This is a genomic window from Variovorax sp. Varisp85, from assembly GCF_047304045.1.
GTDB lineage: Bacteria > Pseudomonadota > Gammaproteobacteria > Burkholderiales > Burkholderiaceae_C > Variovorax.
Genome location: NZ_JBGLYN010000024.1, coordinates 22,458 through 47,581, shown reverse-complemented (window position 1 = coordinate 47,581; position 25,124 = coordinate 22,458). Strand labels below are relative to the sequence as shown.

Annotated in this window: 26 protein-coding genes; 18 read left to right on the top strand and 8 right to left on the bottom strand. The window is 66.8% G+C overall.

The window, feature by feature from the left end; translation table 11 throughout:
- The first annotated feature begins 9 nt into the window (after nucleotides 1-9).
- The 3 genes from ACCC97_RS12185 (at nucleotide 10) to ACCC97_RS12175 (ending at nucleotide 2,001) form a co-directional block, all read left to right on the top strand.
- Entirely contained in the window at nucleotides 10-1,152 is a 1,143-nt protein-coding gene (locus tag ACCC97_RS12185) for a JmjC domain-containing protein (RefSeq protein WP_413333013.1), read from the top strand.
- Entirely contained in the window at nucleotides 1,142-1,645 is a 504-nt protein-coding gene (locus ACCC97_RS12180) for a hypothetical protein (protein ID WP_413333011.1), read from the top strand. Before ACCC97_RS12185 ends, ACCC97_RS12180 begins: the two co-directional genes overlap by 11 nt.
- 95 nt (nucleotides 1,646-1,740) lie before the next feature.
- Complete coding sequence (locus tag ACCC97_RS12175; protein ID WP_007835667.1) at nucleotides 1,741-2,001, top strand: hypothetical protein; 261 nt, start codon at nucleotides 1,741-1,743, stop codon at nucleotides 1,999-2,001.
- 79 nt (nucleotides 2,002-2,080) lie between these two features.
- Here ACCC97_RS12175 and ACCC97_RS12170 read toward each other — a convergent pair whose 3' ends face one another.
- The 6 genes from ACCC97_RS12170 to ACCC97_RS12145 all read right to left on the bottom strand — a co-directional run bounded on the left by ACCC97_RS12170 (nucleotide 2,081) and on the right by ACCC97_RS12145 (nucleotide 6,996).
- Nucleotides 2,081-2,857: an MBL fold metallo-hydrolase gene (locus tag ACCC97_RS12170; RefSeq protein ID WP_413333009.1), complete on the bottom strand. Its 777-nt coding sequence runs from the start codon at nucleotides 2,855-2,857 to the stop codon at nucleotides 2,081-2,083.
- A 5-nt stretch (nucleotides 2,858-2,862) separates the two neighbouring features.
- Nucleotides 2,863-3,942 (bottom strand): outer membrane protein assembly factor BamC, encoded by a 1,080-nt coding sequence (gene bamC / locus ACCC97_RS12165; RefSeq protein ID WP_007835664.1) that lies wholly within the window; start codon nucleotides 3,940-3,942, stop codon nucleotides 2,863-2,865.
- 116 nt (nucleotides 3,943-4,058) lie between these two features.
- Nucleotides 4,059-4,949 carry a 4-hydroxy-tetrahydrodipicolinate synthase gene (gene dapA, locus ACCC97_RS12160; protein ID WP_007835662.1) on the bottom strand — a complete coding sequence of 297 codons (891 nt, stop codon included), beginning with the start codon at nucleotides 4,947-4,949 and terminating at the stop codon, nucleotides 4,059-4,061.
- Between the two features lie 78 nt (nucleotides 4,950-5,027).
- Nucleotides 5,028-5,579, bottom strand: coding sequence for a class I SAM-dependent methyltransferase (locus ACCC97_RS12155; protein ID WP_413333026.1), 552 nt, complete (start codon nucleotides 5,577-5,579; stop codon nucleotides 5,028-5,030).
- Nucleotides 5,580-5,610: 31 nt separating this feature from the next.
- Entirely contained in the window at nucleotides 5,611-5,751 is a 141-nt protein-coding gene (locus ACCC97_RS12150; RefSeq protein ID WP_200936025.1) for a hypothetical protein, read from the bottom strand.
- Nucleotides 5,752-5,769: 18 nt separating this feature from the next.
- Nucleotides 5,770-6,996, bottom strand: a complete 1,227-nt coding sequence (locus ACCC97_RS12145) for an MFS transporter (RefSeq protein WP_413333007.1) — start codon at nucleotides 6,994-6,996, stop codon at nucleotides 5,770-5,772.
- Nucleotides 6,997-7,176: 180 nt separating this feature from the next.
- Between ACCC97_RS12145 and ACCC97_RS12140 the strand changes: the two genes are divergently transcribed.
- The 6 genes from ACCC97_RS12140 (at nucleotide 7,177) to ACCC97_RS12115 (ending at nucleotide 13,918) form a co-directional block, all read left to right on the top strand.
- The gene (locus ACCC97_RS12140; protein WP_007835658.1) at nucleotides 7,177-7,632 is read left to right on the top strand and encodes a DUF2846 domain-containing protein; all 456 of its coding nucleotides are present in this window, start codon (nucleotides 7,177-7,179) and stop codon (nucleotides 7,630-7,632) included.
- 91 nt (nucleotides 7,633-7,723) lie between these two features.
- A complete protein-coding gene (locus tag ACCC97_RS12135) occupies nucleotides 7,724-9,721 on the top strand; it encodes a DNA topoisomerase IV subunit B (RefSeq protein WP_007835656.1) in 1,998 nt (665 codons plus the stop codon).
- Nucleotides 9,722-9,735: 14 nt separating this feature from the next.
- On the top strand, nucleotides 9,736-10,662 hold the full coding sequence (locus ACCC97_RS12130) for a lytic transglycosylase domain-containing protein (RefSeq protein ID WP_007835654.1): 927 nt from the start codon (nucleotides 9,736-9,738) through the stop codon (nucleotides 10,660-10,662).
- 84 nt (nucleotides 10,663-10,746) lie between these two features.
- Nucleotides 10,747-13,158 carry a DNA topoisomerase IV subunit A gene (gene parC / locus ACCC97_RS12125; protein ID WP_413333005.1) on the top strand — a complete coding sequence of 804 codons (2,412 nt, stop codon included), beginning with the start codon at nucleotides 10,747-10,749 and terminating at the stop codon, nucleotides 13,156-13,158.
- Nucleotides 13,158-13,349 carry a hypothetical protein gene (locus tag ACCC97_RS12120; RefSeq protein ID WP_413333003.1) on the top strand — a complete coding sequence of 64 codons (192 nt, stop codon included), beginning with the start codon at nucleotides 13,158-13,160 and terminating at the stop codon, nucleotides 13,347-13,349. Before parC ends, ACCC97_RS12120 begins: the two co-directional genes overlap by 1 nt.
- A gap of 47 nt (nucleotides 13,350-13,396) precedes the next feature.
- Nucleotides 13,397-13,918, top strand: coding sequence for a hypothetical protein (locus ACCC97_RS12115; RefSeq protein ID WP_007835649.1), 522 nt, complete (start codon nucleotides 13,397-13,399; stop codon nucleotides 13,916-13,918).
- On the opposite strand, the gene ACCC97_RS12110 is transcribed toward ACCC97_RS12115, so the two are convergent.
- On the bottom strand, nucleotides 13,915-15,036 hold the full coding sequence (locus ACCC97_RS12110; protein WP_413333001.1) for an MBL fold metallo-hydrolase: 1,122 nt from the start codon (nucleotides 15,034-15,036) through the stop codon (nucleotides 13,915-13,917). The two genes, ACCC97_RS12115 and ACCC97_RS12110, sit on opposite strands and share 4 nt — an antisense overlap.
- Nucleotides 15,037-15,258: 222 nt before the next feature.
- On the opposite strand from ACCC97_RS12110, the gene ACCC97_RS12105 reads away from it, so the two are divergent.
- Both ACCC97_RS12105 and ACCC97_RS12100 read left to right on the top strand, forming a co-directional pair.
- Complete coding sequence (locus tag ACCC97_RS12105) at nucleotides 15,259-16,851, top strand: esterase/lipase family protein (protein WP_413332999.1); 1,593 nt, start codon at nucleotides 15,259-15,261, stop codon at nucleotides 16,849-16,851.
- Between the two features lie 22 nt (nucleotides 16,852-16,873).
- On the top strand, nucleotides 16,874-17,404 hold the full coding sequence (locus ACCC97_RS12100) for a cysteine hydrolase family protein (RefSeq protein ID WP_007835646.1): 531 nt from the start codon (nucleotides 16,874-16,876) through the stop codon (nucleotides 17,402-17,404).
- Here the strand turns inward: ACCC97_RS12100 and ACCC97_RS12095 are convergent, their stop codons facing one another.
- Nucleotides 17,405-19,114 carry a hypothetical protein gene (locus tag ACCC97_RS12095; protein WP_413332997.1) on the bottom strand — a complete coding sequence of 570 codons (1,710 nt, stop codon included), beginning with the start codon at nucleotides 19,112-19,114 and terminating at the stop codon, nucleotides 17,405-17,407.
- Between the two features lie 142 nt (nucleotides 19,115-19,256).
- Here ACCC97_RS12095 and ACCC97_RS12090 point away from each other — a divergent pair, with 142 nt between their 5' ends.
- The 7 genes from ACCC97_RS12090 to ACCC97_RS12060 all read left to right on the top strand — a co-directional run bounded on the left by ACCC97_RS12090 (nucleotide 19,257) and on the right by ACCC97_RS12060 (nucleotide 25,059).
- The gene (locus tag ACCC97_RS12090; protein ID WP_007835644.1) at nucleotides 19,257-19,928 is read left to right on the top strand and encodes an amino acid ABC transporter permease; all 672 of its coding nucleotides are present in this window, start codon (nucleotides 19,257-19,259) and stop codon (nucleotides 19,926-19,928) included.
- Nucleotides 19,929-19,952: 24 nt separating this feature from the next.
- Complete coding sequence (locus ACCC97_RS12085; protein ID WP_007835641.1) at nucleotides 19,953-20,606, top strand: amino acid ABC transporter permease; 654 nt, start codon at nucleotides 19,953-19,955, stop codon at nucleotides 20,604-20,606.
- Between the two features lie 55 nt (nucleotides 20,607-20,661).
- Nucleotides 20,662-21,459, top strand: a complete 798-nt coding sequence (locus ACCC97_RS12080; protein WP_413316368.1) for a transporter substrate-binding domain-containing protein — start codon at nucleotides 20,662-20,664, stop codon at nucleotides 21,457-21,459.
- A gap of 137 nt (nucleotides 21,460-21,596) precedes the next feature.
- Nucleotides 21,597-22,352, top strand: a complete 756-nt coding sequence (locus ACCC97_RS12075; RefSeq protein ID WP_007838571.1) for an amino acid ABC transporter ATP-binding protein — start codon at nucleotides 21,597-21,599, stop codon at nucleotides 22,350-22,352.
- Nucleotides 22,353-23,096: a sugar phosphate isomerase/epimerase family protein gene (locus tag ACCC97_RS12070; protein ID WP_007838569.1), complete on the top strand. Its 744-nt coding sequence runs from the start codon at nucleotides 22,353-22,355 to the stop codon at nucleotides 23,094-23,096. It begins immediately after the preceding gene.
- Between the two features lie 14 nt (nucleotides 23,097-23,110).
- Nucleotides 23,111-24,064: a sugar kinase gene (locus ACCC97_RS12065; protein WP_413332994.1), complete on the top strand. Its 954-nt coding sequence runs from the start codon at nucleotides 23,111-23,113 to the stop codon at nucleotides 24,062-24,064.
- Nucleotides 24,065-24,069: 5 nt separating this feature from the next.
- Nucleotides 24,070-25,059: a 2-hydroxyacid dehydrogenase gene (locus tag ACCC97_RS12060; RefSeq protein WP_413332992.1), complete on the top strand. Its 990-nt coding sequence runs from the start codon at nucleotides 24,070-24,072 to the stop codon at nucleotides 25,057-25,059.
- Nucleotides 25,060-25,124 lie beyond the last annotated feature (65 nt).

The following is a 25,124-nucleotide window of genomic DNA, read 5'->3' as shown; positions in this document are numbered from 1 at the left end:
AATTCTCCCATGGAGATCAATCAACCCCTGCCATTGCTCGGCGGCCTGAGTGCCGCGCAGTTCATGCGGCGGCACTGGCAGAAAAAACCCTTGCTCGTCCGACAGGCGATACCCGCGATGGTGCCACCGATCGAACGTGCTGCGTTGTTCGCGCTGGCCGAACGCGAGGAGGTCGAATCGCGGCTCATCCGGCATGGCAAGGCCGGCTGGTCGCTCAAGCATGGGCCGCTGGCCCGGCGTGCCTTGCCGCCGTTGAAGCAACCAGCCTGGACGCTGCTGGTGCAGGGCGTCGACCTGCATCACGAAGGCGTACACGAACTGTTGCAGCAGTTTCGCTTTCTGCCCGACGCTCGCCTCGACGACCTGATGATCAGCTATGCCAGCGATACCGGCGGGGTCGGCGCGCATTTCGACAGCTACGACGTGTTCCTGCTGCAGGCGCAGGGGCGTCGCCGCTGGTCCATCGGCAAGCAGAGCGACCTGCGCCTGCAGCCGGGCGTGCCGCTCAAGATCCTTGAGAACTTCGAACCCGAGCAGACCTTCGTGCTCGAACCCGGCGACATGCTGTACCTGCCGCCGCGCTATGCCCACGACGGCGTGGCCGTGGGTGACGACTGCATGACCTGTTCCATCGGCCTGCGTTCGTCCGCATTGGGCGAACTCGGCGCCGACCTGCTGGCGCGCATGGCGCAGGCGTACGCCGAAGACCTGGAAGATGCGGGGCCTGCCGAGCTGGCGCGCTACCGTGACCCGATGCAGCCGGCGGTCGATGCACCCGCGCAGATGCCCGCCGCATTGCAGGGCTTCGCCCGCAAGGCCATCGAGGCCGCACTGCGCGATGCCGATGCCGTCGATCGCGCACTTGGCGAGTCGCTCACCGAGCCCAAGGCCAATGTCTGGTTCGGCGAAGGCGGCGAGGCACCCGATGCAATGCAGCGCGTGGCACTCGACCGCCGCACGCGCATGCTCTACGACACGCGGCACATCTACATCAACGGCGAGAGCTTTCGCGCGGGAGGGTCCGACGCCACGCTGATGCGCCGCCTTGCCGACCGGCGCGCGCTGGATTCCCGCGAGCTGGCCCGTGCCAGCGAAGGCGCTCTCGCGCTGCTTGGCGAATGGTGCGAGGCAGGTTGGCTTCATGCCGAATAATCACACCGGAGCGCCGCTGAGCGACGGCCGCTTCGATGGCCGCGAAGCCTTCGATGCGATCCTGCGTGCCGCACTGTCGGCCGCCGCGCGGGAGGGCTGGAAGGAGATCGTCTTCAGCGACCCCGACTTTGCCGACTGGCCATTGGGTGAGCGCGCGAGCATCGAGGCGTTGCAGGCCTGGTCGGCAAGCGGCCGCCGCTTCGTGCTGCTCGCCCAGCGCTTCGATGTACTCGAACGCGGCCACGCGCGCTTCGTGCCGTGGCGCCGCATGTGGGACCACATCATCGAATGCCGCGCGACCGGCAAGGCCGCGGACTCCGAAGTGCCCAGCGCCATCTGGACGCCCACCTGGTTCGTGCATCGCATCGACCCCGAGCGCAGCCGCGGCGTGAGCGGCACCGATGCGCCCGCCCGCCGCGCCTTGCGCGATTCGATCGACGAATGCTGGCGCATCGCGCGGCCGGCGTTTCCGGCATCGACATTGGGCTTGTAAGCCAATGCCGCGAATGCGGCCGCGAGACATATTCGGACAGGTGGGCAGGTCTAGAATTTTTTTCGTTCCAGACCTTCATTGCCAAAGGAGATTCCATGAAGAAGTCATCGTCCGTCCTGGTTGCCTCGCTGATTGCCGCTGCCGCGCTCGTCGCCTGCGGAAAGAAGGAGGATGCTGCGCCGGCTGTCGTGACGCCGCCTCCTGCGCCCGTGACCGAACCCGCGCCTGCGCCTGCACCTGCCACCGATCCGGCCGCATCGGGGGCGGCAACGCCGGCGCCCGGCGCATCGTCCGCGCTCGACGCGGCGAACGCAGCCACCGAGGCAGCGAAGAAGAACGAAGCGCCGAAGCAATAGGCCAGGCCTCGGCACCCGCCATGATGAAAGCCGCCACGAGGCGGCTTTTTTTCTTAGGAGAGCGTGAGGATCGCGCGGCTCATACGTCGAGCCAGGGCGAGCCCTGCGATGCCGTGGCGGTGAGCATCTCGGCCTCGTCGCCGCCGAGGGCCTCGGCCATCAGGCGGCGCACGATCTCGGGTCGGTTGTTCTGCTCGCTCAGGTGCGCAGCCACCACGTGGCGCAAGCCGTCGTGCAGCACCGCGCGTGCGATCTCTGCGGCGGCCGTGTTCGACAGGTGGCCGTAGTTGCCGCCGACACGATGCTTGAGAAATGGCGGATAGGCCGAATTGGCCAGCAGATCGCTGTCGTGGTTGAACTCCAGCAGCAGCGCATGCACGCCGCTCAGGCGGGCCAGCACGTGGGCCGTGGCGTGGCCCAGATCCGTCAATATGCCCAGCGTGCGGTTGCCGTCGGTGCAGCGAAGCTGCAGCGGCTCGCGCGCATCGTGGGGCACGGTGAAGGGCTGCACGCAGATGTCGCCGACCTCGAACTCGGCGTCGTCGCGCGCCAGGTTCAGCAGGCCCTCGAAATCGCGCCCGCCGGTGGCGAGCCACGTGCCTTCGCTCATCCAGACGGGGATGCGGTTGCGCCGCGACAGCGAATGGGCGCAGCCGATGTGGTCGCCGTGCTCGTGCGTGACGAAAACCGCATCGATGTCGCTGGCGGCGAGGCCTGCCTGGGCCAGCCGCAGATCGAGCTGCTTGAGGCCGAAGCCGCAGTCGATCAGGAAGCGGGAGGTGCGGCCGGCGCTGGTCGCTTCGACCAGCGCGGCGTTGCCCGTGCTGCCGCTGCCGAGGCTTCGGAAGCGGAGCATGCGGGTTACTTCAGGTCGTCTGCGATGACCTTGACGATGCGCTCGGCGTTGGCCGAGGTTTCAGGTGCGCCGGCTGCGTCGAGCACGGACACCGTCGTGGCTTCGCCCTGTCCCTTGACCGAGATGCGGAACTTGATCGGTGCTTCGTCCTTGGGCGAGCTGCTGAACAGCTTGCCGAAGAAGCCGGGCTCCTTCTTGTCGGGGTTGGGGGTCACGTAGCGCACGTAGTACAGGCCGGCGCTGCGGTCGCGGTCTTCCACGGTGAAGCCGGTGCGGTCGAGCGCGAGCCCGACGCGGCGCCATGCGCGCTCGAAGCCTTCGCTGATCTGCACGACCGGCTGGTTGCCGACCTTGGCGACGGTGGCGGTCTTGGTCGTCGCGGTGGTGGCGGCCAGGATCTTCGACTGCTCCTGCGAGACGCCGAGCTTGACCATCAGGCGGCGCAGGAATTCGGTCTCGAGCTCAGGATCGCTGGGGCGAGGCTGCCACACGGTCTGGTCCTGGCGCGAGTTGTTGTAGACCTCCTGCATGCCGCGGTGGCTGATGAAGATCTCGGTGCCGTTGGGCGTGCGTTCCAGGCGGGTGCGGAAGCGGTCGAGTTCGCCGGTCGAGTAGACCGAGTCGACCAGCTTGCCCAGCGTGCCGCGGATGATGTCCTGCGGCAGCTTGGCGCGGTTCTCGGCCCAGTCGGTTTCCATGATGCCCAGGTTGCGCTGGTCGGTGGTCAGCAGGAAGCCGCTTTCCTGCCAGAAGTCCTTCACCGGGTCCCAGAGCTGGTCGGGCGTACGGTTGACGACGATCCATCGCTGCGTGCCCGAGCGCTCCATGCGCACGTCGCCGAGGTTGCTCACGGCGGTGGGCACGCCCGGGGCGTTGGCGATGCCGGCCTGGTAGGCATTGGCGGTCACGGCGCCGCCGGGGATGGCGTAGCGGTTGTCGCGCGAGAGTTGGGAGAGATCGGGTGGGACTTCGAGCGTCGGGGCCTTGCCTGCACTCTTGTAGTCGATCTTGTCGCTCTCGAGGACGGAGCAGGCGGCGAGGCTGGCAACGAGGGCCAGCAGTGCAAGTCGCGAAAGGTTCTTCAACGTCGTCTTCCTTGTTGGAATGGTTCGGTCAATCTAGGGGCCGCAGTGCCCGCCATCTCAGAGCACGGTTCGGGCAAAAGGTTGCTTAACCTTGCTGCAGCCAGGGGAAAGGATGCTCAGCCCTTCAGCAGGCCGGTGGCGCGCAGGGCGCCTTCGACCGCGGGGCGGCTCGCTTCGCCGAGTTCGGTGAGCGGCAGGCGCAGCGTGCCGCCGCACAGGCCGAGCCGCGCCATGGCCCACTTCAGCGGGATCGGGTTGGGCTCGACGAACAGGTTGCGGTGCAACGGCATCAGCTCGAACTGGATCTGCATGGCGCGTTTGACGTCGCCCGCCAGTGCCGCCACGCACAGTTCGTGCATCTTGCGCGGCGCGACGTTGGCCGTGACGCTGATGTTGCCCTGGCCGCCGCAGAGCATGAGCGCGACCGCGGTCGGGTCGTCGCCGGAATAGACGGCAAAGTTCTTAGGCAGGTCGCGAATGAGCCACTGGGCGCGCTCGATGTTGCCGGTGGCTTCCTTGATGCCGATGATGCCGGGCACCTGCGCCAGTCGCAGCACGGTGTCGTGCGCCATATCGGCAACGGTGCGGCCGGGCACGTTGTAGAGCACGACGGGCAGGTCGCCCACGGCTTCGGCGATGGCCTTGAAATGCTGGTACTGGCCCTCTTGCGTGGGCTTGTTGTAGTACGGCACGACCTGGAGCTGCGAATCGGCGCCCACGCCCTTGGCGAACCTGGCGAGCTCGATGGCTTCCTTGGTCGAGTTCGCGCCGCAGCCGGCCATCACGGGCACGCGGCCCCGGGCCTGCTCGACCGAAACACGGATGATTTCGCAGTGCTCTTCGACATCGACCGTCGGCGATTCGCCGGTGGTGCCGACCACGCCGAGGCAGTCGGTGCCTTCTTCGATGTGCCAGTCGATGAGCCGCCGCAGGGCGGGGTAGTCGACACTGCCGTCGTCGTGCATCGGCGTGACGAGCGCGACGATGCTGCCTGTCAGTTGCTCCAAGGGGAATCTCTTTGTCGGTGGACGAAAGTGCCGATTCTACTTACTCCGGCGTGCCGCAAGACAGCCGCCCCAACCCCCTCAGTTTCCCGCAAGGAGGTGCCGGGGCGGCTGGCCGTCGTTGCTGCCGGCGGGGCGGATGGCGGCAATGCGCTGCACGAAGCGCGCAGGTTCGGGCATGAAGCCGTCCTCGTAGGCCACTACGCGCAGGCCGGTGCAGGCCGCCAGCAGTTCGCCGGGCTGCAGCAGGAAGTCGGGGCGCGAGGGCTTGCCGACGGTCTCGTTGCCCGCCGCGAAGGTTTCGTAGAGCAGCACGCCGCCCGCTGCCACCGCGGCCACGATGTCGGCCATGCGCGGGCGCCAGAGGTAGTTGGTGACGATCACGGCGCCAAAGGCCTGGCCGGCGAAGGGCCAGGGGCCCGACTCGATGTCCGCCGAGACGGTGCGGCCGAAGGCGCCGGCCGCCGCTATGGCTTCAGGCGAGCGGTCGACACCGGTGGCCGGATGCCCGCGGCCCGCGAACCACTGCATGTGCCGCCCGGCGCCGCAGGCCACGTCGAGCACCGTGGCGCCGGGCGCGAGCAGGTGCGTCCAGCGAACGATCCATTCGGAAGGCGCGGACGGGCCGTGCATCTGTACAGCATCTTTCATGGCGGGGCGGGCCTCAGAAGCAGGACCAGATCTGGTCGACCAACGTCACGAGGAAGTCCGGGTGGACGTAGAGAGCGAACACGCCGCCCAGCACTGCCAGCGCGGCGGCCAGCCAGCCCGCGTGGACGATGTGGTGGCGCATTTGCGAAGTCATGGCCGTGTTTATACGCAATCAGCCCGCGGCCCCCAGCGGCTGTGGCGACGAGCGCGAGATGGCGCTTTCCTTCACTGGCAGGTTGATCAGCGCCGCGAACACGCCCAGCGCGACCGCGATGTACCAGACGATGTCGTAGCTGCCCGTGGTGTCGTACAGGTAGCCGCCGAGCCACACGCCCAGGAACGAGCCCACCTGGTGGCTCAGGAACACAAAGCCGCTGAGCATCGACAGGTGCGCCACGCCGAAGATGCCCGCCACGATCGCATTGGTCGCGGGCACAGTCGACAGCCACAGGAAGCCCATCGCCGCCGAGAACACATACACGCTGAGCGGTGAGATCGGTACCAGCAGGAACAGCGCGATCGACACGGCCCGCGCGAAATAGATCGCCGCCAGGATCTTGCGCTTGGCCAGCTTCTGCCCCAGCAGCCCCACCGTGTAGGTGCCGAACACGTTGAACAGCCCGATCAGCGCCAGCGCATAGCCCGCCACTTCGGCCGGCAGGCTCCGGTCGCGCAGGTAGGTCGGTATGTGGATGCCGATGAACGCAAGCTGGAAGCCGCAGACGAAGTACCCCGCCATCAGCAGCCCGAAGCTCGGATAGCGGAAAGCCTCGCCCACCGCCTGCAGCACCGATTGTTCGCGGTGCCCGGCCAGCGCGGACGTCTTCGGTTCGCGCAGGCCGAAGGCCATCGGGATGATCACGAGCACCAGCACCGCCACCACGGCAAGCGCCGTCTGCCAGCCCAGGTGGCCGATCAATCGCCCCTCGATGGGCGCCATCAGGAACTGCCCGAAGGAGCCGGCCGCCGCCGCAACGCCCATCGCCCACGATCGCCGTTCGGCCGGAATCTGCCGACCGATCACGCCGTAGATCACTGCATAGGTCGAGCCCGCCTGCGCCGCGCCGATCAGCACGCCCGCGCTCAGCGTGAAGAGCAGCGGCGTCGGCGAATGCGCCATGCCGAGCAGACCCAGCGCATAGAACACCGAGCCGCCGATCAGCACCCGGAACGCGCCGAAGCGGTCGGCCAGCATGCCCGCGAACACCCCGAAGATGCCCCATGAAAGATTCTGGACCGCCAGCGCGAACGAGAAGGTCTGCCGGCTCCAGTCCTGCGCCTGCGTGATCGGCTGCAGCCAGAGCCCGAAGCCGTGGCGGATGCCCATCGACAACGTGACGATCATGGCCCCGCAGAACAGGACTTGCTTGATGGAGAGGACGGGGGCTGGGGCTTGCATCGCGTCGAATGTAGCGACTTGAGGGCTTCGGCAGGCGGCAGGTCGGCCGACGGCATTGATGATTTATCGAGGTGGCTTTGATGCGACCGGTGCATCAAAACCGGTGAGGGCCCCGCAAACCCTTGTGTGTGATTTGTTACATTTGTGTTCCAGCGCACTTCCCCACAAGGAATCCAGACAATGAGAAGAACCGCCTTGAAGTTCGCCGCGCTCGCAGCGCTGACGATCCTCGCCGCAGGCTGCGCCAGCACTGGCGTCAAGCACCAGGACATGGCCGGCACCATTCCCGCCGTGAAATCAGGCGAGGGCCGTATCTATTTCTTCCGCGCGGCGACACCCTACGGCTCGGCACTGCAGCCCCTCATCCGCCTCAACAAGGTGGTGGTGGGCGCATCGAAGTCTGGTGGTTTCTTCTACGTGGACCGTCCGGCCGGCACCTACCTGGCCGCGACCACGACCGACGCCGGGAAGACGCTCGGCATACCCCTGGAAGCCGGCGAAACCAAATACGTGCGCATGTCGCCATCGTTCGGCCTGGTGATCGGCAGCATCGTTCTCGACCTCGAGCCGGCCGAAAAGGCCAGGCCCGAACTCGCCTCGCTGGCCTATACCGGCCAGGCCATCATCAACAAGTAAGTCCGGTCATCGTGCAAACCTTCGGCTTCCGGTCGAAGGTTCCTGTATGGGTATCCAGTCATTTGGTGGCGACTGACTACAATCCGCCCCCATGGCGACTCCCCTCAAGACTCCCCCCAGTTCAGCGTCCGCATCGTCCGGCTACTCGGAAGGCTCCATCCGCGTGCTCAAGGGCCTCGAGCCCGTGAAGCAGCGCCCGGGCATGTACACCCGGACCGACAACCCGCTGCACATCATCCAGGAAGTGCTCGACAACGCCGCCGACGAGGCGCTGGCAGGCTATGGCAAGAAGATCAAGGTCACGTTGCATGCCGACGGCTCGGCCAGCATCGAAGACGACGGCCGGGGCATTCCGTTCGGCCTGCACCCCGAAGAAAAGGCCCCCGTGATCGAGCTCGTGTACACCCGCCTGCACGCGGGCGGCAAGTTCGACAAGGGCTCGGGCGGTGCCTACAGCTTCTCGGGCGGCCTGCACGGCGTGGGCGTTTCGGTGACCAATGCGTTGTCCAAGCGGCTCGAAGTCACCTCGCACCGCGAAGGCTCCGTCGCCAAGCTGGCCTTCAGTGCCGGCGACGTGATCGAGGCGCTCGAAATCCGCAAGCTCGAGGCCGGCGAGCGCCGCCAGGGCACCACCGTGCGCGCCTGGCCCGACGCCAAGTATTTCGAGACCGCCGTGCTTCCCATGGGCGAGCTCACGCACCTGCTGCGCAGCAAGGCCGTGCTGATGCCTGGCGTGAGCGTCACGCTCGTCAATGAGAAGACCAAGGAAACCCAGCAGTGGCTCTACAAGGGCGGCCTGAGCGACTACCTCATGCAGACGCTCAACGGCGACCCCGTCATTCCGCTGTTCGAAGGCAGCGGCCACGCTGACAAGAACGCCGACAACTTCGCCGAAGGCGAGGGCGCCGACTGGTGCGTGGCCTTCACGGAAGACGGCCAGCCGGTGCGCGAGAGCTACGTCAACCTGATTCCCACCAGCGCCGGCGGCACGCACGAAAGCGGCCTGCGCGACGGCCTGTTCACCGCCGTGAAGGGCTTCATCGAGTTGCACTCGCTGCTGCCCAAGGGCGTGAAGTTGCTGCCCGAGGACGTGTTCGCGCGCGCCTCGTACGTGCTCAGCGCCAAGGTGCTCGACCCGCAATTCCAGGGCCAGATCAAGGAACGCCTGAACTCGCGCGACGCGGTGCGCCTGGTGTCGAGCTTCGTGCGCCCCGCGCTCGAACTGTGGCTCAACCAGCACGTCGACTATGGCCGCAAGCTCGCCGAGCTGGCCATCAAGGCCGCGCAGACGCGCCAGCGCGCCGGCCAGAAGGTCGAGAAGCGCAAGGGCTCCGGCGTGGCCGTGCTTCCCGGCAAGCTGACCGACTGCGAGAGCAAGGACATCAGCCACAACGAAGTCTTCCTGGTCGAGGGCGACTCCGCCGGCGGCAGCGCCAAGATGGGCCGCGACAAGGAAAGCCAGGCGATCCTGCCCCTGCGCGGCAAGGTGCTCAACACCTGGGAAGTCGAGCGTGACCGGCTCTTCGCCAACACCGAGATCCACGACATCTCGGTGGCCGTGGGCGTCGACCCGCACGGCCCCAACGACACGCCCGACATGAGCGGCCTGCGCTACGGCAAGGTCTGCATCCTGAGCGATGCCGACGTGGACGGCTCGCACATCCAGGTGCTGCTGCTCACCTTGTTTTTCCGGCACTTTCCGAAATTGATCGAAGCCGGCCACGTGTATGTTGCAAAGCCGCCATTGTTCCGGGTCGACGCCCCCGCGCGCGGCAAGAAACCGGCCTCCAAGGTCTATGCGCTGGACGAAGGTGAACTCACCGCCACGCTCGACAAACTGCGCAAGGACGGCGTCCGCGAAGGTGCCTGGAGCATCAGCCGCTTCAAGGGGCTGGGCGAAATGAGCGCGGAACAATTGTGGGAAACCACGCTCAATCCAGACACCCGGCGCCTGATGCAGGTCCAATTGGGGCGGTTCGACTTTACGGCCACCCAGGGCGAGATCACCAAGCTCATGGGCAAGGGCGAAGCGGCAGCGCGGCGCGAACTCATGGAGTTGCGGGCCGACGATGTCGACATCGACGTCTGATTCCTCCACCACGCATGTCAGCTTTCAAGCGTTCGTTGTTGCTTTCGGCCTTCCTGCTGTGTACACAGCAGGAGGCGGCGCACGCCGCTGACATCTACGGCTACGTCGACAGCAAGGGCGTGGCGCATTTCGCCGCCGAGAAGGTCGACGAGCGCTACCAGGTCTTCTTCCGTGGCGGCCAGAGCTTCGACACGGCGCAGGGCCTTTCTCCGCTGGGCCGCGGCGCCCGCAAGCTCGACGGCAAGGTGCCGGCCGCGTCGCAGTCGCTGCTGGCCATGTTCGAGGCCTCGCCCGGCTACAAGACCGCCAAGTCCGCCCTGCGCGACGCATCGAACAAGCACGACATCGACTACGAACTGCTCCAGGCCCTGGTCGCGACCGAGTCGGGCTTCGACGCGCAGGCCGTCTCGCCCAAGGGCGCCATGGGTCTCATGCAGTTGATGCCCGCGACGGCTCAGCGCTATGGCGTGTCGGCCGACAAGCGCGCGACCATCGAGAAGAAGCTGTTCGACCCGCGCATCAACATCGCCGCCGGTTCGCGCTACCTGCGTGACCTGATCGCGATGTTCCCGGGACAGATCGAGCTCGCGCTGGCTGCCTACAACGCAGGCGAGGGGGCTGTGCAGCGTGCGGGCAACAAGATCCCGAACTACAAGGAAACGCAGAACTATGTACAGACCGTGCTGCAGTTGTATGCGTACCTGAAGCCTTCGGCAGTGACGGTGGGCGGAAACCTTCGGGGTGGCAGTGGCGGCGGCAGGACGCCGGGGCGCATCCGCATGGAAATGGCGGTGCCAAAGGGCGGCGCGATCGGCCGCGGCAACATGCCCTCCGAATCGCCGCGCAGCGCTCCGACGATGCCCGAGCTGCCCGAGCTGCCCGACGTGCCGACCGGCGCGGCCGAGCCGGGCGCCACCGCGCCGCCGTCCCCGTTGTCCTGACCTCCGGGGACTGCCAAGTACCGTCCTCGCGACCGCAAACAAGGCGCGCAGCCTCAAGCAACTGTTTTTCTTTCCCTCTCATTCATGGACGACTCTCAACCTCCGCTCGATCTCCAGGGTCCCACCGACGGCGACACGACCCTGACCCTCGCCGACTACGCCCAGACCGCCTACCTCGAATACGCGCTCAGCGTGGTCAAGGGCCGCGCGCTGCCCGATGTGTCCGACGGCCAGAAGCCGGTGCAGCGCCGCATCCTGTACTCGATGTCGCGCATGGGCCTGGGCTTCGGCGGCACCAACGGCACCGTGGGTGCCAAGCCCGTGAAGAGCGCGCGCGTGGTCGGCGACGTGCTCGGCCGCTTCCACCCGCACAGCGACCAGGCCGCGTACGACGCGCTGGTGCGCATGGCGCAAGATTTTTCGCAGCGCTATCCGCTGGTCGACGGCCAGGGCAACTTCGGCAGCCGCGACGGCGACGGCGCCGCGGCCATGCGCTACACCGAAGCGCGACTGGCGCGCATCACCAGCCTGCTGCTCGACGAGATCGATGAAGGCACGGTCGACTTCATTCCCAACTACGACGGCAGCACCGAAGAGCCGCGCCTGCTGCCCGCGCGGCTGCCGTTCACGCTGCTCAATGGCGCCAGCGGCATCGCGGTCGGCCTTGCCACCGAGATCCCGAGCCACAACCTGCGCGAGATTGCCGACGCCTGCGTGGCGCTGATCAAGTCGAACGGCAAGCTCAGCGAGGAAGAACTCTTCGCCATCGTGCCCGGCCCCGACTACCCGGGCGGCGCGCAGATCATCAGCAGCGCGGGCGACATCGCCGATGCCTACCGCACCGGCCGCGGCTCGCTCAAGGTGCGTGCGCGCTGGAAGATCGAAGACCTCGCGCGCGGCCAATGGCAGTTGGTGGTCAACGAGCTGCCGCCGGGCGTCAGCACGCAGAAGGTGCTCGAAGAGATCGAGGAAATCACCAACCCGAAGGTCAAGACCGGCAAGAAGGCGCTGAGCGCCGACCAGACGCAGCTGAAGGCCGCGATGCTGTCGGTGCTCGACGTGGTGCGCGACGAGTCCAGCAAGGACGCGGCCGTGCGCCTGGTGTTCGAGCCCAAGACCTCGCGCATCAGCCAGGACGAGTTCATCACCACGCTGCTCGCGCAGACCTCGCTCGAAACCTCGTCGCCGATCAACCTCACGATGGTCGGCATCGACGGCAAGCCCACGCAGAAGTCGCTGCGCCAGATGCTCAACGAGTGGATCGCGTTCCGCGAGGTTACCGTCGAGAAGCGCTCGCGGCACCGGCTCAACAAGGTGCTGGAACGCATCCACATCCTCGAAGGCCGTCAGCTGGTGCTGCTGAACATCGACGAGGTGATCGCGATCATCCGCGCGGCGGAAGACCCGAAGGCCGCGCTCATCGCACGCTTCAATCTCAGCGAACGGCAGGCCGAGGACATTCTTGAAATTCGCCTGCGCCAACTTGCGCGGCTCGAAGCCATCAAGATCGAGCAGGAGCTTTCGGGCCTGCGCGACGAGCAGAAGAAGCTCGAAGACATTCTCGGCAGCCCGACCGCATTGCGCCGCCTGCTCGTGAAGGAAATCGAGGCCGACGCCAAGACCTTCGAGGACGCGCGCCGCACGCTCATCCAGGCCGAGAAGCGCGCCGTGGCCGAGGTGAAGGTGGTCGACGAGCCCGTCACCGTCATCGTGTCGCAGAAGGGCTGGGTCCGTGCGCAGAAGGGCTGGGCGAGCGAGAAGGCTGCGGGCAACGGTGCGAACGCAGAGAAGGGCGCAGCGCCGGAATACAGCTTCAAGTCCGGCGACTCGCTCTACGGCGCCTTCGAATGCCGTAGCGTCGACACGCTGTTGGTCTTCGGCAGTGCCAAGGACAAGAGCGTGCGCGTCTACACCGTGCCCGTGTCCTCGCTGCCCGGCGCGCGCGGCGACGGCCAGCCGGTCACCACGCTCATCGAGCTCGATGCCGGCACGCACGTCACGCATTTCTTCGCCGGCCCCGTCGGCGCCAGCGTGCTGCTTGCCAACACCGGTGGCTACGGCTTCATCGCCACGGTCGAGAACATGATGTCGCGCCAGCGCGGCGGCAAGGCCTTCATCGACGTGGGCGAGGGCGAGCAGCTGTGCCGTCCGTCGCTGGTGGGCGGCGCGAGCGGCGCCGAGCCGATGCCTGCCGCCACGCACGTGGCCTGCGCCTCGACCGGCGGCCGCATCCTGACCTTCGACATCGCCGAGCTCAAGAGCCTGCCGAAGGGAGGGCGCGGCCTCACGCTGATCGACCTCGAGGCCAAGGACACCCTGGCCGGCGCCGCGGCCTACACGCGAAGCGTGAAGATCGAGGGCATCGGCCGCGGCGGCAAGGAGCGCGATGAAACGCTGGAAATCCGCACACTCAACAACGCCCGCGGCAGCCGTGCACGCAAGGGCAAGGCGGCCGACCTCGGCTTCAAGCCGTCGAGCATCGTGCGGGTGCAGTAATGGGCGGCATCGACATCAGCGTCATCGGGATCTTCATTGCCGTGGTCACCGGCTTCGGCAGCTATGTGCTGGGCCGGCGCATGCGCGAAAAGCGGGCGGCGAAGAAGCGCGAGAAAGACTGCATTGCTTCGCAGGCGAACGAGACGCGGCAGGTGCGGCGCGCGCGGGAGCGCAAGGAGCGCGGCGAGTAAACATGGCCGCTTGCGCTTGGAGTCGAACAGCAGGAGGAGAGAGCGTTATGGCAGTAGCTGAGGGACTGCTCGGTTGCGTTCGCTATATCGCGTTCGCAGGCGCAGCGGCTGTGTTGTCGGGGTGTGCGAGCGTCGAATACAAGGACGCGATGGGCGACAGGACTGCAAGACTGCGTGTTGTCCAGAATGCGTCGGCCCGGGTGATCTCTTACTCCTTCGCGGTGCGCGAGAGTTGCCGCAGGGAGGGACCCAAGGGCGGTGTGCTCTTCAACGAGCGATCGGAGTCCAGGAGGGTAGGCATGGCGCCCCGTCTGAGTACCGACTTCATGAGCTCTGAGCGGATCATTCCGGCGGACGTTGAAGTGGTGCTGCTGGCTGGCGGCAGCACCGTGTGGTCGAATTGCGTGGGAACCGTTCGCTTCGTCCCTCGCAGCGGCGAACAGTACGAAGCGATTTTTCTCTGGCCTGCATCGGCGCCTCGCTGCACCATTCAGTTGCGCAGGATTGTTCTGGCCGGAAACGGCGAGGTTTCACGTATCGAGGAGCCCAGCGCTTCGCGTTGCGACTAGCGCAACCCTTGCCACCACCGCGTGTTGGTCCGCGCCTGCCCCACCGTCACCACCTCCCCGATCACCGGCGTCGCCAGCTCGATCTTCTTTGCCTCCGCGAGGTTCGCGATGCGGTCCAGCGGGTCGTGCCAGGTGTGGAAGGAAAGGTCGAAGGTGCTGTTGTGCACCGAGAAGAACACCTTGCCGCGCAGGTCCTCGAAGGCCTGCACGCTTTGCTCGGGCGTCATGTGCACGGCCGGCCACATGTTGTCGTAGGCGCCGTTTTCCATCAGCGCGATGTCGAAGCCGCCGAAGCGTTCACCGATCTGCTTGAAGCCGGGGAAGTAGCCCGAATCCCCGCTGTAGAACAGGCGCTGCTCGCCGCTCTGCACTACCCATGAGGCCCATAGCGTGCGGTCGCGGTCGCCCAGCGTGCGGCCCGAAAAATGCTGCGCAGGCGTGGCGGTGAGCTTCACGCCGTCGTGTTCGCCGCTTTGCCACCAGTCGAGCTCGCTCACGCGCTCGGCCGGCACGCCCATCACCACCAGCCGCGTGCGCACGCCCAGCGGCACGAAGTAGCGCTGCACGCTCTTCGAGAGGTACTCGATGGTCGCCACGTCGAGGTGGTCGTAGTGGTCGTGCGAAAGGATCACGCCCTCTATCGGCGGCAGCTGTTCGAGCGCGATCGGCGGCTGGTGAAAGCGCTTCGGCCCGGCCCACTGCACCGGCGATGCACGGTCGCTGAACACCGGGTCGATCAGCCAGTACTTGCCGCGCAGCTTCAGCAGATGCGACGAGTGGCCGAGGCGCACCACGTGGTTGGCCTTGGTGTCGAGCGCATCGAGCGCGCCGCGGTTCAGCGCCTGCACGGGGATCGCATCGACCGGCACGGTGTCGACCTTGCTGCCCACGATGAAGCGCGACCAGATGCGCCATGCGCTGGCCTGGGTCGGCAGGTCGGGGTTGGCCATGTTGTGGAAGCCGCCGTCGCGGAATTGCGGCGAGTTGTCGTAGCGCGTTTCGCCGCCGCCGGCGGCGCCGCATCCCGCCACGAACGCGCAGCCGGCGGCCGCCAATGCAGTGCCACGGCGCAGCAGTTGAGGCAGGTAGGAGCCCTGCGAACCTGGATCGTCAGCCATGGGAGTGCCTTCTGGATTGTGTTTGTCGGATGGCGCGAGACTAGCGACGATGCGCGTTTCAATGGTTTCAACCGTAGAAACATTTGGGGAGCGGGGGTATCCGGGACGCTTGTCCGGGGCGAAACAGCGAACAGTCCTATGCCATGCGCGATATGGCGCTCCCCTTCACCCCTCGGCAAACTGAAAATCTTCATCGATCCCAAGGAACGAGGCGGCAGAGCCATGAGCAGCAATCGCTACCCCATCATCTACGTGCGTGGCTACGCCATGACCGAAGCGGAGCGCGATGACACCGCCGCCGATCCGTTCTGCGGTTTCAACATCGGCTCCACGGTGTATCGCGCCACCGTCAAGAAGGAAGCGCCGGCGCAGAAGTTCGTCTTCGAGTCGCCCATGGTGCGGCTGCTGGCTGACTTCCAGTACCAGAGCGTCTACCAGAACGGGCTGGACATCCTCGACCCCGACTGGAAGCCCTCGCCCGATGAAAACGGCAGGGACGTCGACGGCATTCCCTCGGCTTCGGTCATCATCTACCGCTACTACGACTCGGGCTCCGAGCTGCTCGGCGATGGCCGGGCCAGGGACATCAAGGTGTACGCGCAAGGCCTGAGCCAGTTGATCCTGCGCGTGCGCGACCTCGTGGCGCTGCGCGAGGGGTCCGGCTCCTCGCCCGCGGATTTCCGCTGCTACCTCGTCGCGCATTCGATGGGCGGCCTGGTGGTGCGCGCCTTCCTGCAGAACCCCGAGCTCGGCGATGCGGCCGCGCGTGCGTGCGTCGACAAGGTGTTCACCTATGCCACGCCGCACAACGGCATCGACATGGGCGGCATCAACGTGCCGGCCTGGCTTACGGCGGCTGAGATGAACACCTTCAACCGCGAGAAGATGTCGGAGTTCCTGGCCACGCCGGCGGTCAACGGCCGCATGGACTACCTGCCGGCCACGGCCTTTCCGGCCGAGCGCTTCTTCTGCATGGTCGGTACCAATCGCGGCGACTACGAAAGCGCCAAGGGCCTGTCGCGCATGTTCGCGGGCCACGGCAGCGATGGGCTCGTGCGCATCGAGAACGCCTCGCTCTGGGCCTCCGACGCTGCGGGCAAGACGCAGCCGGTGGCCACCGCCTACACCTACCGCTCGCACTCGGGCTTCTTCGGCATCGTCAATTCGGAGGAGGCCTACCAGAACCTCGTGCGCTTCCTGTTCGGCGACGTGCGGGTCGATCTGTGGTTCGACATTGAGGGCGTCACGCTGCCGCCCGACCTGCCCAAGGGCGCCGACGTCGATGCGCTCTACCAGGTCGAGCTGCTCGCCGCACCGCGCGGCAAGCGCTGGTACCTGAGCCGGCGCGTGGCCGAGGAAGATTCGCCCGCCTGCCGTACGCACAAGGAACTGACCGACCCGGCCAAGGCGGATCGCCGGTCGATCTACCTTTCCACCGTGTTTCTCGCCAACAGGGCCCGCGTGAAGCAGGACCGCCCGACGCTTGCCTATGCCATGACGCTGGGCGTGCGCGTGCCCGACTACCAGGTCAACAACAAGTTCTGGCTCGATGGTCACTACGAAGGCAGCTCGCTGTTCCGCGACACGCTGGTCATCGAGATCGCGCCGCCCGCGCCTGGCGATCCGGCGCAGAGCTGGAACGTCAAGTACGGCTGGCAGACCGACACGGCGGGGCAGGCCTCGCTGCCGATGAGCCCGAAGCAGCTGGCCAGCGGCAAGCTGCAGTTCATGGTGCCGCTGTCGAGCCTCGGCGCCGCACCGGCGGCGCCCGGCATCAGCGGGAAAGTACGGCTCGAAGTGAGTGCCTGGAACTGAGGGGAGCCGCTACGATGGGCGCATGAACACTGCCGTCCTCGTCATCGACGTCCAACGTGGCCTTTGCGACGATCCGCCGCGCCCCCATGAAGCCGGGCAAGTGATGCAGCGCATCAATGCGCTCACCGAACGTGCCCGTGCAGCCGGTGTGCCCGTGGCCTTCATCCAGCACGAGAATGCGGTCGACCTGGAATTCGATTCCGAGCGCTGGCAGCTCGCCGGTGCGCTGAACACCGATTCGCGCGACGTCCGCATCCGCAAGACCACGCCCGACTCCTTTCTGCGCACGCCGCTCGAAGCCTGGCTGTCGGAGCATGGCGTGAAGTGCGTGGTGGTCTGCGGCTATTCGTCGGAGTTTTGCGTCGACACCACCGTGCGCCGCGCCGCCGCGCTGGGCTACCACGTGGTGCTCGCAGCCGACGCGCACACCTCGCACGACAAGCCGCACGCGACGGGTGCGCAGATCCGTGCGCATCACAACGCCACGCTGTCGGACATCACGAGCTTCGGCGTGCCGATTCGCGCGGTGGCCAGCGCCGACATCGCGTTCTGATCAGTCGGCCCCCGGCCGCCACACCCGCGCCAGCGCGGCCATCTTCCCCTTGAAGCCCAGCCTGTCGTTCGACAGCGCGTCGATGAAATCCGACAGCCGCTGCGACTTCACCATCGTGTAGATGGTGAGCCAGGTCGTAAGGACGAACACCACGCCGAACCACAACGCCTTGCGCCACAGCGGTGCGTCGGCCTCGGCCAACAGGTTCATGCCGAGGAAGCCGGTGGTGATGGTGCCGATCAGGCCGAACAGCGTGACCACCGTGAGGCGCACCACGGTGCTGGCCTGCCGGCGCAGGCTGTCGGCGTCGAGATATGTGTTCATGTCGGCGATGCGCGCCTTGACCTCGTCGTAGAGCGGGTCGAGCCCGAGGTGCGCGGCACACATGTGCGACAGCGCGCGCACCTGCGCCTGTTCCGAGATCTCGTGGAACCAGTAGCGGTGCGTGAAGCGCAGGAAGCGCTCGAAGCTCGCGCGGATCGCGCGCTTGAACTGCTTCACGCTCGGCGTGCTGCGGATGTCGAGCCGCTTGAGCGCCTCCACCAGCTGGTCGGAGAACATCAGCAGCGAGGCCTTCTGGAAATGCGCGATGAGGAACAGCAGGAAGTGCTGGTGCCTGAACTGCGCGAGCACGCCGCGGTCGCGGCAGCAGAAGAACTCGGAGTGCGCATCGCCCACCACGATGAGGGCGTGGCCGTTGCACAGGTAGCGCGTGTTGGGTGCTGCGCCGGCGTTGACCCAGAAGCGGTCGTAGCAGTACTTGTGCTCGAAGTCGGCGAGATGGTGGTCGGCGTAGGGCAGGTGCGCGTCGGTGGTGCCGGCACCCGTTACCAGCGCGAGCCGCACGAAGTCGTCGCGCGTGAGGCGGCACGGGTCGTCCAGCGAGAGGTAGGCCATGACCGGCATGCGGTAGTACTCGATCTGCCGGTAGCGCAGCACGCCGGGGTCTTCCGAATGGTCGCTCACCAGCGGCTGCATCAGGTAGGCCCAGTGCGAAGAGATGCGCGGCGCGCGGTGCTGCGCCACGTGCGAGAGGAAGCTCTCGCGCTGCTGCGCGTCGGAGCTTGCGAGGACGCGGCCGTCGGCGCCCAGCCATTCGACGCTCGCCATGCAATGCAGCGCCGAACCATCGGGCTCCCAGCCGGAGGGGTAGGCGCGGCCGAAGCGGTAGAGGATTTCCTGCGCCTGCGCGAGGCTCAGGTGGTCGGCCCCGACCTCGAGGTTCACCATGACCACGTCGATGTCGAAGAAGAAGTAGAGGTCGCAATGCACCACGTCGAGCGTGACGGGCGCGTCGCCCGCGCGGGCCACCACGCGCACCGATGCGATGTCTTGGCGGCGGAAGACGCGCATCGGTGAATCGCCGTCGTTGCCGGAGGCCGGACCGCCGCTGCTGCCGTTGCGGGAGCGGCCCTCGCCGTAGAGAAAGCGCTGCACGTACGGCAGGAAGCTCACGAACTCGTTGTAGTGCCGCTCGTGAAAGCGGCTGCTGTCGCCGGTGTATTCGTCGACCTCTTCGCGCCATGGCGAGGCATCGCCCATCTCGCGCAGCACATGCCAGGGCGCGTGGTGGTGCGCGTGCCCGGCGTCCGGCGCAGGCATCAGCCGCAAGGGCCAGAGCAGGGCCTGGCGGAAATGCTGCACGGTGGGGGCGCCTGTGGAGAGCGCAGTTGCCTCTGTGGGCATGGTGGCCGCGGGTGGGTTCAGCATGGCTTCAGTGTAGGCAGAAGGCGAGACAAAACGACCACTTAGGGGAATCCCTAGGCAATCATGAAACCGGTTTCAGATAAGCTGCAAGCATTGCTTTTGAGGCATGCACGCGCCACGCGCGCACCTTCCGGGTTCGCCCTTCATGAACTACCAGTTTCAATTCGACGCCGTCTTCGCCGCCTGGCCGTTGCTGCTCAAGGGCACGTGGATCACGGTCCAGCTCTCGCTCGTGGCCACGGTGCTCGGCCTCGTGGTCGCCATCTTCTGCGCCTGGGGCAAGACCTCCGGGCCTGGCTGGCTGCGCTTCATCGTGAATGCCTATATCGAGGTGATCCGCAACACGCCGTTCCTCGTGCAGCTGTTCTTTTTCTTCTTCGCGCTGCCGGCCATCGGGCTGCGCTGGTCGCCGCAGACGGCCGCGCTGGTGGCGATGGTGGTGAACCTCGGTGCGTATGCGACCGAGATCATCCGCGCGGGCATCGAGTCGATCCCCAAGGGGCAGATCGAGGCGGGCAGGGCGCTCAACCTCAAGCCCTGGGAAATCTTCCGCTTCGTCATCATCAAGCCCGCGCTGAAGGCCATCTACCCGGCGCTCACGAGCCAGTTCATCCTGCTGATGCTGAGCTCGGCGGTGGTGTCGGTCATCTCGGCCGACGACCTGACCTCGGTGGCCGCCAACCTGCAGTCGCAGACCTTCCGCAGCTTCGAGATATACATCGTCGTGGCTGCGATCTACCTCGCGCTGGCGCTGGCCTTCTCGACGATGTTCAAGCTGATCTACAGGCGCACGCTCAACTATCCGGACCGCCGGTAAGAAACGACGGACGGAGACAACACCATGCGCACCTTCGGCTTTCCCGAATTCCTTTTCATCCTCGAAGCGGCCAAGTGGACGCTTGCGCTGTCGGCCATCGCCTTCGTGGGCGGCGCGATCCTGGGGCTCATCGTCGCGTTGATGCGTACGTCGCAGTCGACGTGGGCGCGCGGCGTGTCGACCACTTTCATCCAGATCTTCCAGGGCACGCCGCTGCTGCTGCAGCTGTTCCTGGTGTTCTTCGGCGCGCCGGTGCTGGGGTTGGACATCAATCCGTGGGTGGCTGCCGGTGTCGCGCTCATCCTGAACAGCGCCGCTTTCCTCGGCGAGATCTGGCGCGGTTGCATCGAGGCCATTCCGCGCGGCCAGTGGGAAGCCGCCGAGGCGCTGAGCCTCAGGTACACGTCCCGCATGCGCGACGTGGTGTTGCCGCAGGCGCTGAAGATCGCGCTGGCGCCCACGGTGGGCTACGTGGTGCAGATCATCAAGGGGACGTCGCTCGCGGCCATCATCGGTTTTGTCGAAGTCACGCGCGCCGGGCAGATCGTCAACAACGCCACCTTCCAGCCGCTCATCGTGTTCTCGGTGGTGGCGGCCATCTACTTCGCGATCTGCTGGCCGCTGTCGCTGCTGGCCGCTCGCATGGAGCGCCGCCGCGCCCGGGCGCTTGCCCGCTGACCCTTTCCGTTTTCTCTTTCTCGTCGCTTCCTTTCTTTATTCAGGAGACACACCCATGACCCGTATCACCACCCGCCGTGCCGCGCTCGCCGTGCTGGGCCTCGGCGCCGCTCTCACCGTGTTCGCACCCTTCGCCTCGGCACAGTCGGTGGCCGACATCAAGAAGAAGGGCGAGATCACCATCGGCATGCTGGTCGACTTTCCGCCCTACGGCACCACCGATGCGAAGAACCAGCCCGACGGCTACGACGCCGACGTGGCCAAGCTGCTTGCGAAGGACTGGGGTGTCAAGGCCAACATCGTGCCGGTCACGGGCCCCAACCGCATCCCGTTCCTGCTGACCAACAAGGTCGACCTGCTGGTCGCCTCGCTGGCCATCACGCCCGAGCGTGCCAAGCAGGTGCAGTTCTCGCAGCCCTACGCGGCCGCGACCATCGTGCTGTACGGCGCGACCAAGGCCCCCATCAAGGCCGCGGGCGACCTGAAGGGCCTGCGCGTGGGCGTGGCCCGCGCCTCGACGCAGGACGTGGCCGTGACCAAGGCCGCGCCCGAAGGCACCGAAATCCGCCGTTTCGACGACGACGCCTCGGCCATGCAGGCGCTGATCTCGGGCCAGGTCGATGCCATCGGCTGCTCGGTGACCGTGGCGGCACAGATCGCCAAGCGCGTGCCTGCCGGCACCTACGAAAACAAGTTCACGCTGGTGCAGCAGTCGATGGGCATCGCGATGCGTCCGGGCCAGGAAGAGCTGCACAAGGCGGTGAACGAATTCGTGCAGAAGAACACCGCCAACGGCGAGCTCAACAAGCTGTATCAGAAGTGGCTGCAGGCCGACCTGCCGAAAATGAACTAACCCCCAGGCTTCGCGCACTTCGTGTCGCTACGCCAACCCCCTTGCAGGGGGCAACACCTGCGGCCCGGCAAAGCCGGTTCCGCGGTGTTCCTTGAGAAGGCGCAGGGCGCCCCACAGTGAGTATCGGAACAACGAGCATGACGACGGAATCGATCATCCGCATGGAAGCGGTCAACAAGTGGTACGGTGAATTCCAGGTGTTGACCGGCATCGACCTGTCGGTGCGCCAGGGCGAGCGCATCGTGATCTGCGGGCCTTCGGGTTCGGGCAAGTCGACGCTCATCCGCTGCATCAACCGGCTGGAGACGGTGCAGAAGGGCCGCATCGTGGTCGACGGCATCGACCTCACGGCCGGCGGCAAGAACGTGGATGCCGTGCGCGCCGAAGTCGGCATGGTGTTCCAGCAGTTCAACCTGTTCCCGCACCTCACCATCCTGGAGAACTGCACGCTGGCGCCGATGCGCTCGCGCGGCATGACGAAGGCGCAAGCCGAAGAGGTGGCCATGAAGTACCTCACGCGCGTACGCATTCCCGAGCAGGCCGGCAAGTACCCGAGCCAGCTCTCCGGCGGCCAGCAGCAGCGCGTGGCCATCGCCCGCGCGCTGTGCATGGCGCCCAAGATCATGCTGTTCGACGAGCCCACTTCCGCGCTCGACCCCGAGATGGTCAAGGAAGTGCTCGACACCATGATCGGCCTTGCCGAAGACGGCATGACCATGCTGTGCGTGACGCACGAAATGGGTTTTGCCCGCAGCGTGGCCGATCGCGTGATCTTCATGGCCGACGGAAAGATCGTCGAGCAGGCGCCGCCGGAAGAGTTCTTCGGCAACCCCAAGGACGAGCGCACGCGCCAGTTCCTCGGCCAGATCCTCAGCTCCCACCAAGCGCACTGAATGTCCTTTCCCGTTCTGATTTCTCTGTCGTCCTTCGGTGCGGCCGAGGTGGGGCGGCATGGCCAGCTCTGGTGCTCGCAGCTGGCATTGGCGGCTGGCGCCGATTCGGTGGAAGTGCGCGGCGAGATGCTGCGCGACGCCGGGGCCGAACTGCCCGCCCTGAGCGGGCTCGCTTCCGTGTACTCCAGCCCCGAGGGCCTGTGGGCCCAGGGTGGCTGGCTCGACAGCGCCGCGCTCAAGCGCGGCATCGCCGCGGCCACGCGCATAGGCGCCAAGCGGCTCAAGATGTCCATCGGCGACTTCCAGGCCTCGTCGCACGGCTCGCTCTGGGGCCTGAAGGTGGAACTGGCCGAAACACGCGTCGAGCTGCTCATCGAGAACGACCAGACCGTGCGCGCCGGCACGCTGCCCGCGCTGCAGACTTTCTTCGAGGTGGCCGACCGTGCCGGGGTGCCGCTCGGCATGACCTTCGACATGGGCAACTGGCACTGGCTCGGCGAATGCCCGCTGCAGGCGGCGCAGGCGCTGGGCCACCGCGTGCGCTACGTGCATTGCAAGGGCGTGCAGCGCCTGCCGCACAAGTGGGTGGCGGTGCCGCTGGGCGATTCGGCCGCGCCGTGGCGCGCGGTGCTGCGTGCATTGCCGGCTGACGTGCCCCACGCCATCGAATACCCTCTCGCAGGCGACGACCTGCTGGCCGTTACCCGCGCGCAGATCGATTTCATCCGCGCCGCGCGCGCATAGATCGAGAGACACACATGACAGAACCCACCGCTTTCGACGTCGCCCTGTTCGGCGAAGCCATGCTGCTGCTCGTGGCCGACCGGCCCGGTCCGCTGGAAGACGCCCAGTCGTTCCACAAGCGCACCGCCGGCGCCGAGACCAACGTGGCCATCGGCCTCTCGCGACTGGGCCTCAAGGTCGGGTGGGCCAGCCGCCTGGGCACCGACTCGATGGGCCGCGCGTTGCTGGCCGCGATGCGCGCCGAAGGCATCGACTGCTCGCACGTGATCACCGACGCGACGCAGCGCACCGGCTTCCAGTTCAAGGGCCGCGTCACCGACGGCAGCGACCCGCCGATCGAATACCACCGCAAGGGCTCGGCCGCGAGCCACATGGGCCCGGCCGACGTCGACGAGGCCTGGCTGCGCTCGGCGCGCCATTTGCACGCCACGGGCGTGTTCGCCGCCATCTCCGACACCAGCCTGCAGGCCGCGCTGAAGACCATGGACGTGATGCGCGCGGCCGGCCGCACCATCTCCTTCGACACCAACCTGCGCCCGACGCTGTGGTCGTCCACCGAGACCATGCGCCATTGGGTCAACGAACTCGCCTCGCGCGCCGACTGGGTGCTGCCCGGCATCGAAGAGGGACTGCTGCTCACGGGCCACGACAAGCCCGAGGACGTCGCGAAGTTCTATCGCGAACGCGGCGCGAAGCTGGTGGTCGTCAAGCTCGGCGCCGAGGGCGCCTACTACGACAGCGACGTGGCCGGCACTGGCCGCGTCGACGGCTTTCCGGTGAAGGAAGTGATCGACACCGTGGGCGCGGGCGACGGCTTCGCGGCCGGTGTGGTGAGCGCGCTGCTCGAAGGCCGCAGCGTGCCCGATGCCGTGCGCCGCGGCGCATGGATCGGCGCGCGCGCCGTTCAGGTGCTGGGCGATACCGAAGGCCTGCCGACGCGGGCGCAACTCGAAGAAGCGGGGCTCTGAACGCCATGACGAACGCATCGAAGAAGAACATCCTCGTCTTCCGGCCGCTGCCCGAGGATCAGCTGGCACGCCTGCAGGCCGCGCACCACGTCACCGTGGCCGATCCCCGCAAGGAGCCCGAGGCCTTCGCCGCCGCGCTGCGCACCGCGCACGGGTTGATCGGATCGAGCCATACGGTCGATGCCGCGCTGCTCGATGCGGCGCCGCAGCTGCAAGTCATTTCGAGCGTGTCGGTCGGTGTCGACAACTACCCGCTGGCCGAGCTGCACAAGCGCGGCATCGTGCTGTGCCACACCCCCGACGTGCTCACCGAGACGGTGGCCGACACGGTGTTCGCGATCCTCATGGCCACGCAGCGCCGCGTGGTCGAACTCTCGAACCTCGTGCGCGAAGGGCGATGGACCAGGAACATCGGCGAAGAGCTCTTCGGCACTGACGTGCATGGCAAGACGCTGGGCATCCTGGGCTTCGGCCGTATCGGGCAGGCCGTGGCAAGGCGCGCCGCACTGGGTTTCGGCATGCCGGTGCTCTACCACTCGCGCCGCGCGGTCGACCTGCCTGCGCAGGCGCCCGAACTGCAGGGCCGCGCCACGCACACGCCGCTCGACGATCTGCTCGCGCGCGCCGACATCGTGCTTGCGATGCTGCCGCTGACCGACGCGACGCGCGGCATGATCGACGCGGCCTTCTTCGCGCGCATGAAGCCCGGTGCGTCCTTCATCAACGGCGGCCGAGGCGCCACCGTGAACGAAGACGCGCTGCTGCACGCCCTCGACCACGGCACGCTGCGCGCCGCCGGCCTCGACGTGTTCGCGAAGGAGCCGCTGCCGGCCGACTCGCCGCTGCGCACGCATCCGCGCGTGACGCCGCTGCCGCACATCGGCTCGGCCACGCACGAGACCCGGCACGCGATGGCGGAGCTGGCGACGACCAATCTGCTGCAGGTGCTGGCCGGGGAGAAGCCGGCGGCGCCGTACGACACGGCGGCTGCATGAGTCCCTCAAGGCTTTTCTCCCTCCCCTTCCGGGGGAGGGCAGGGGTGGGGGCAAGCGGCGCATCC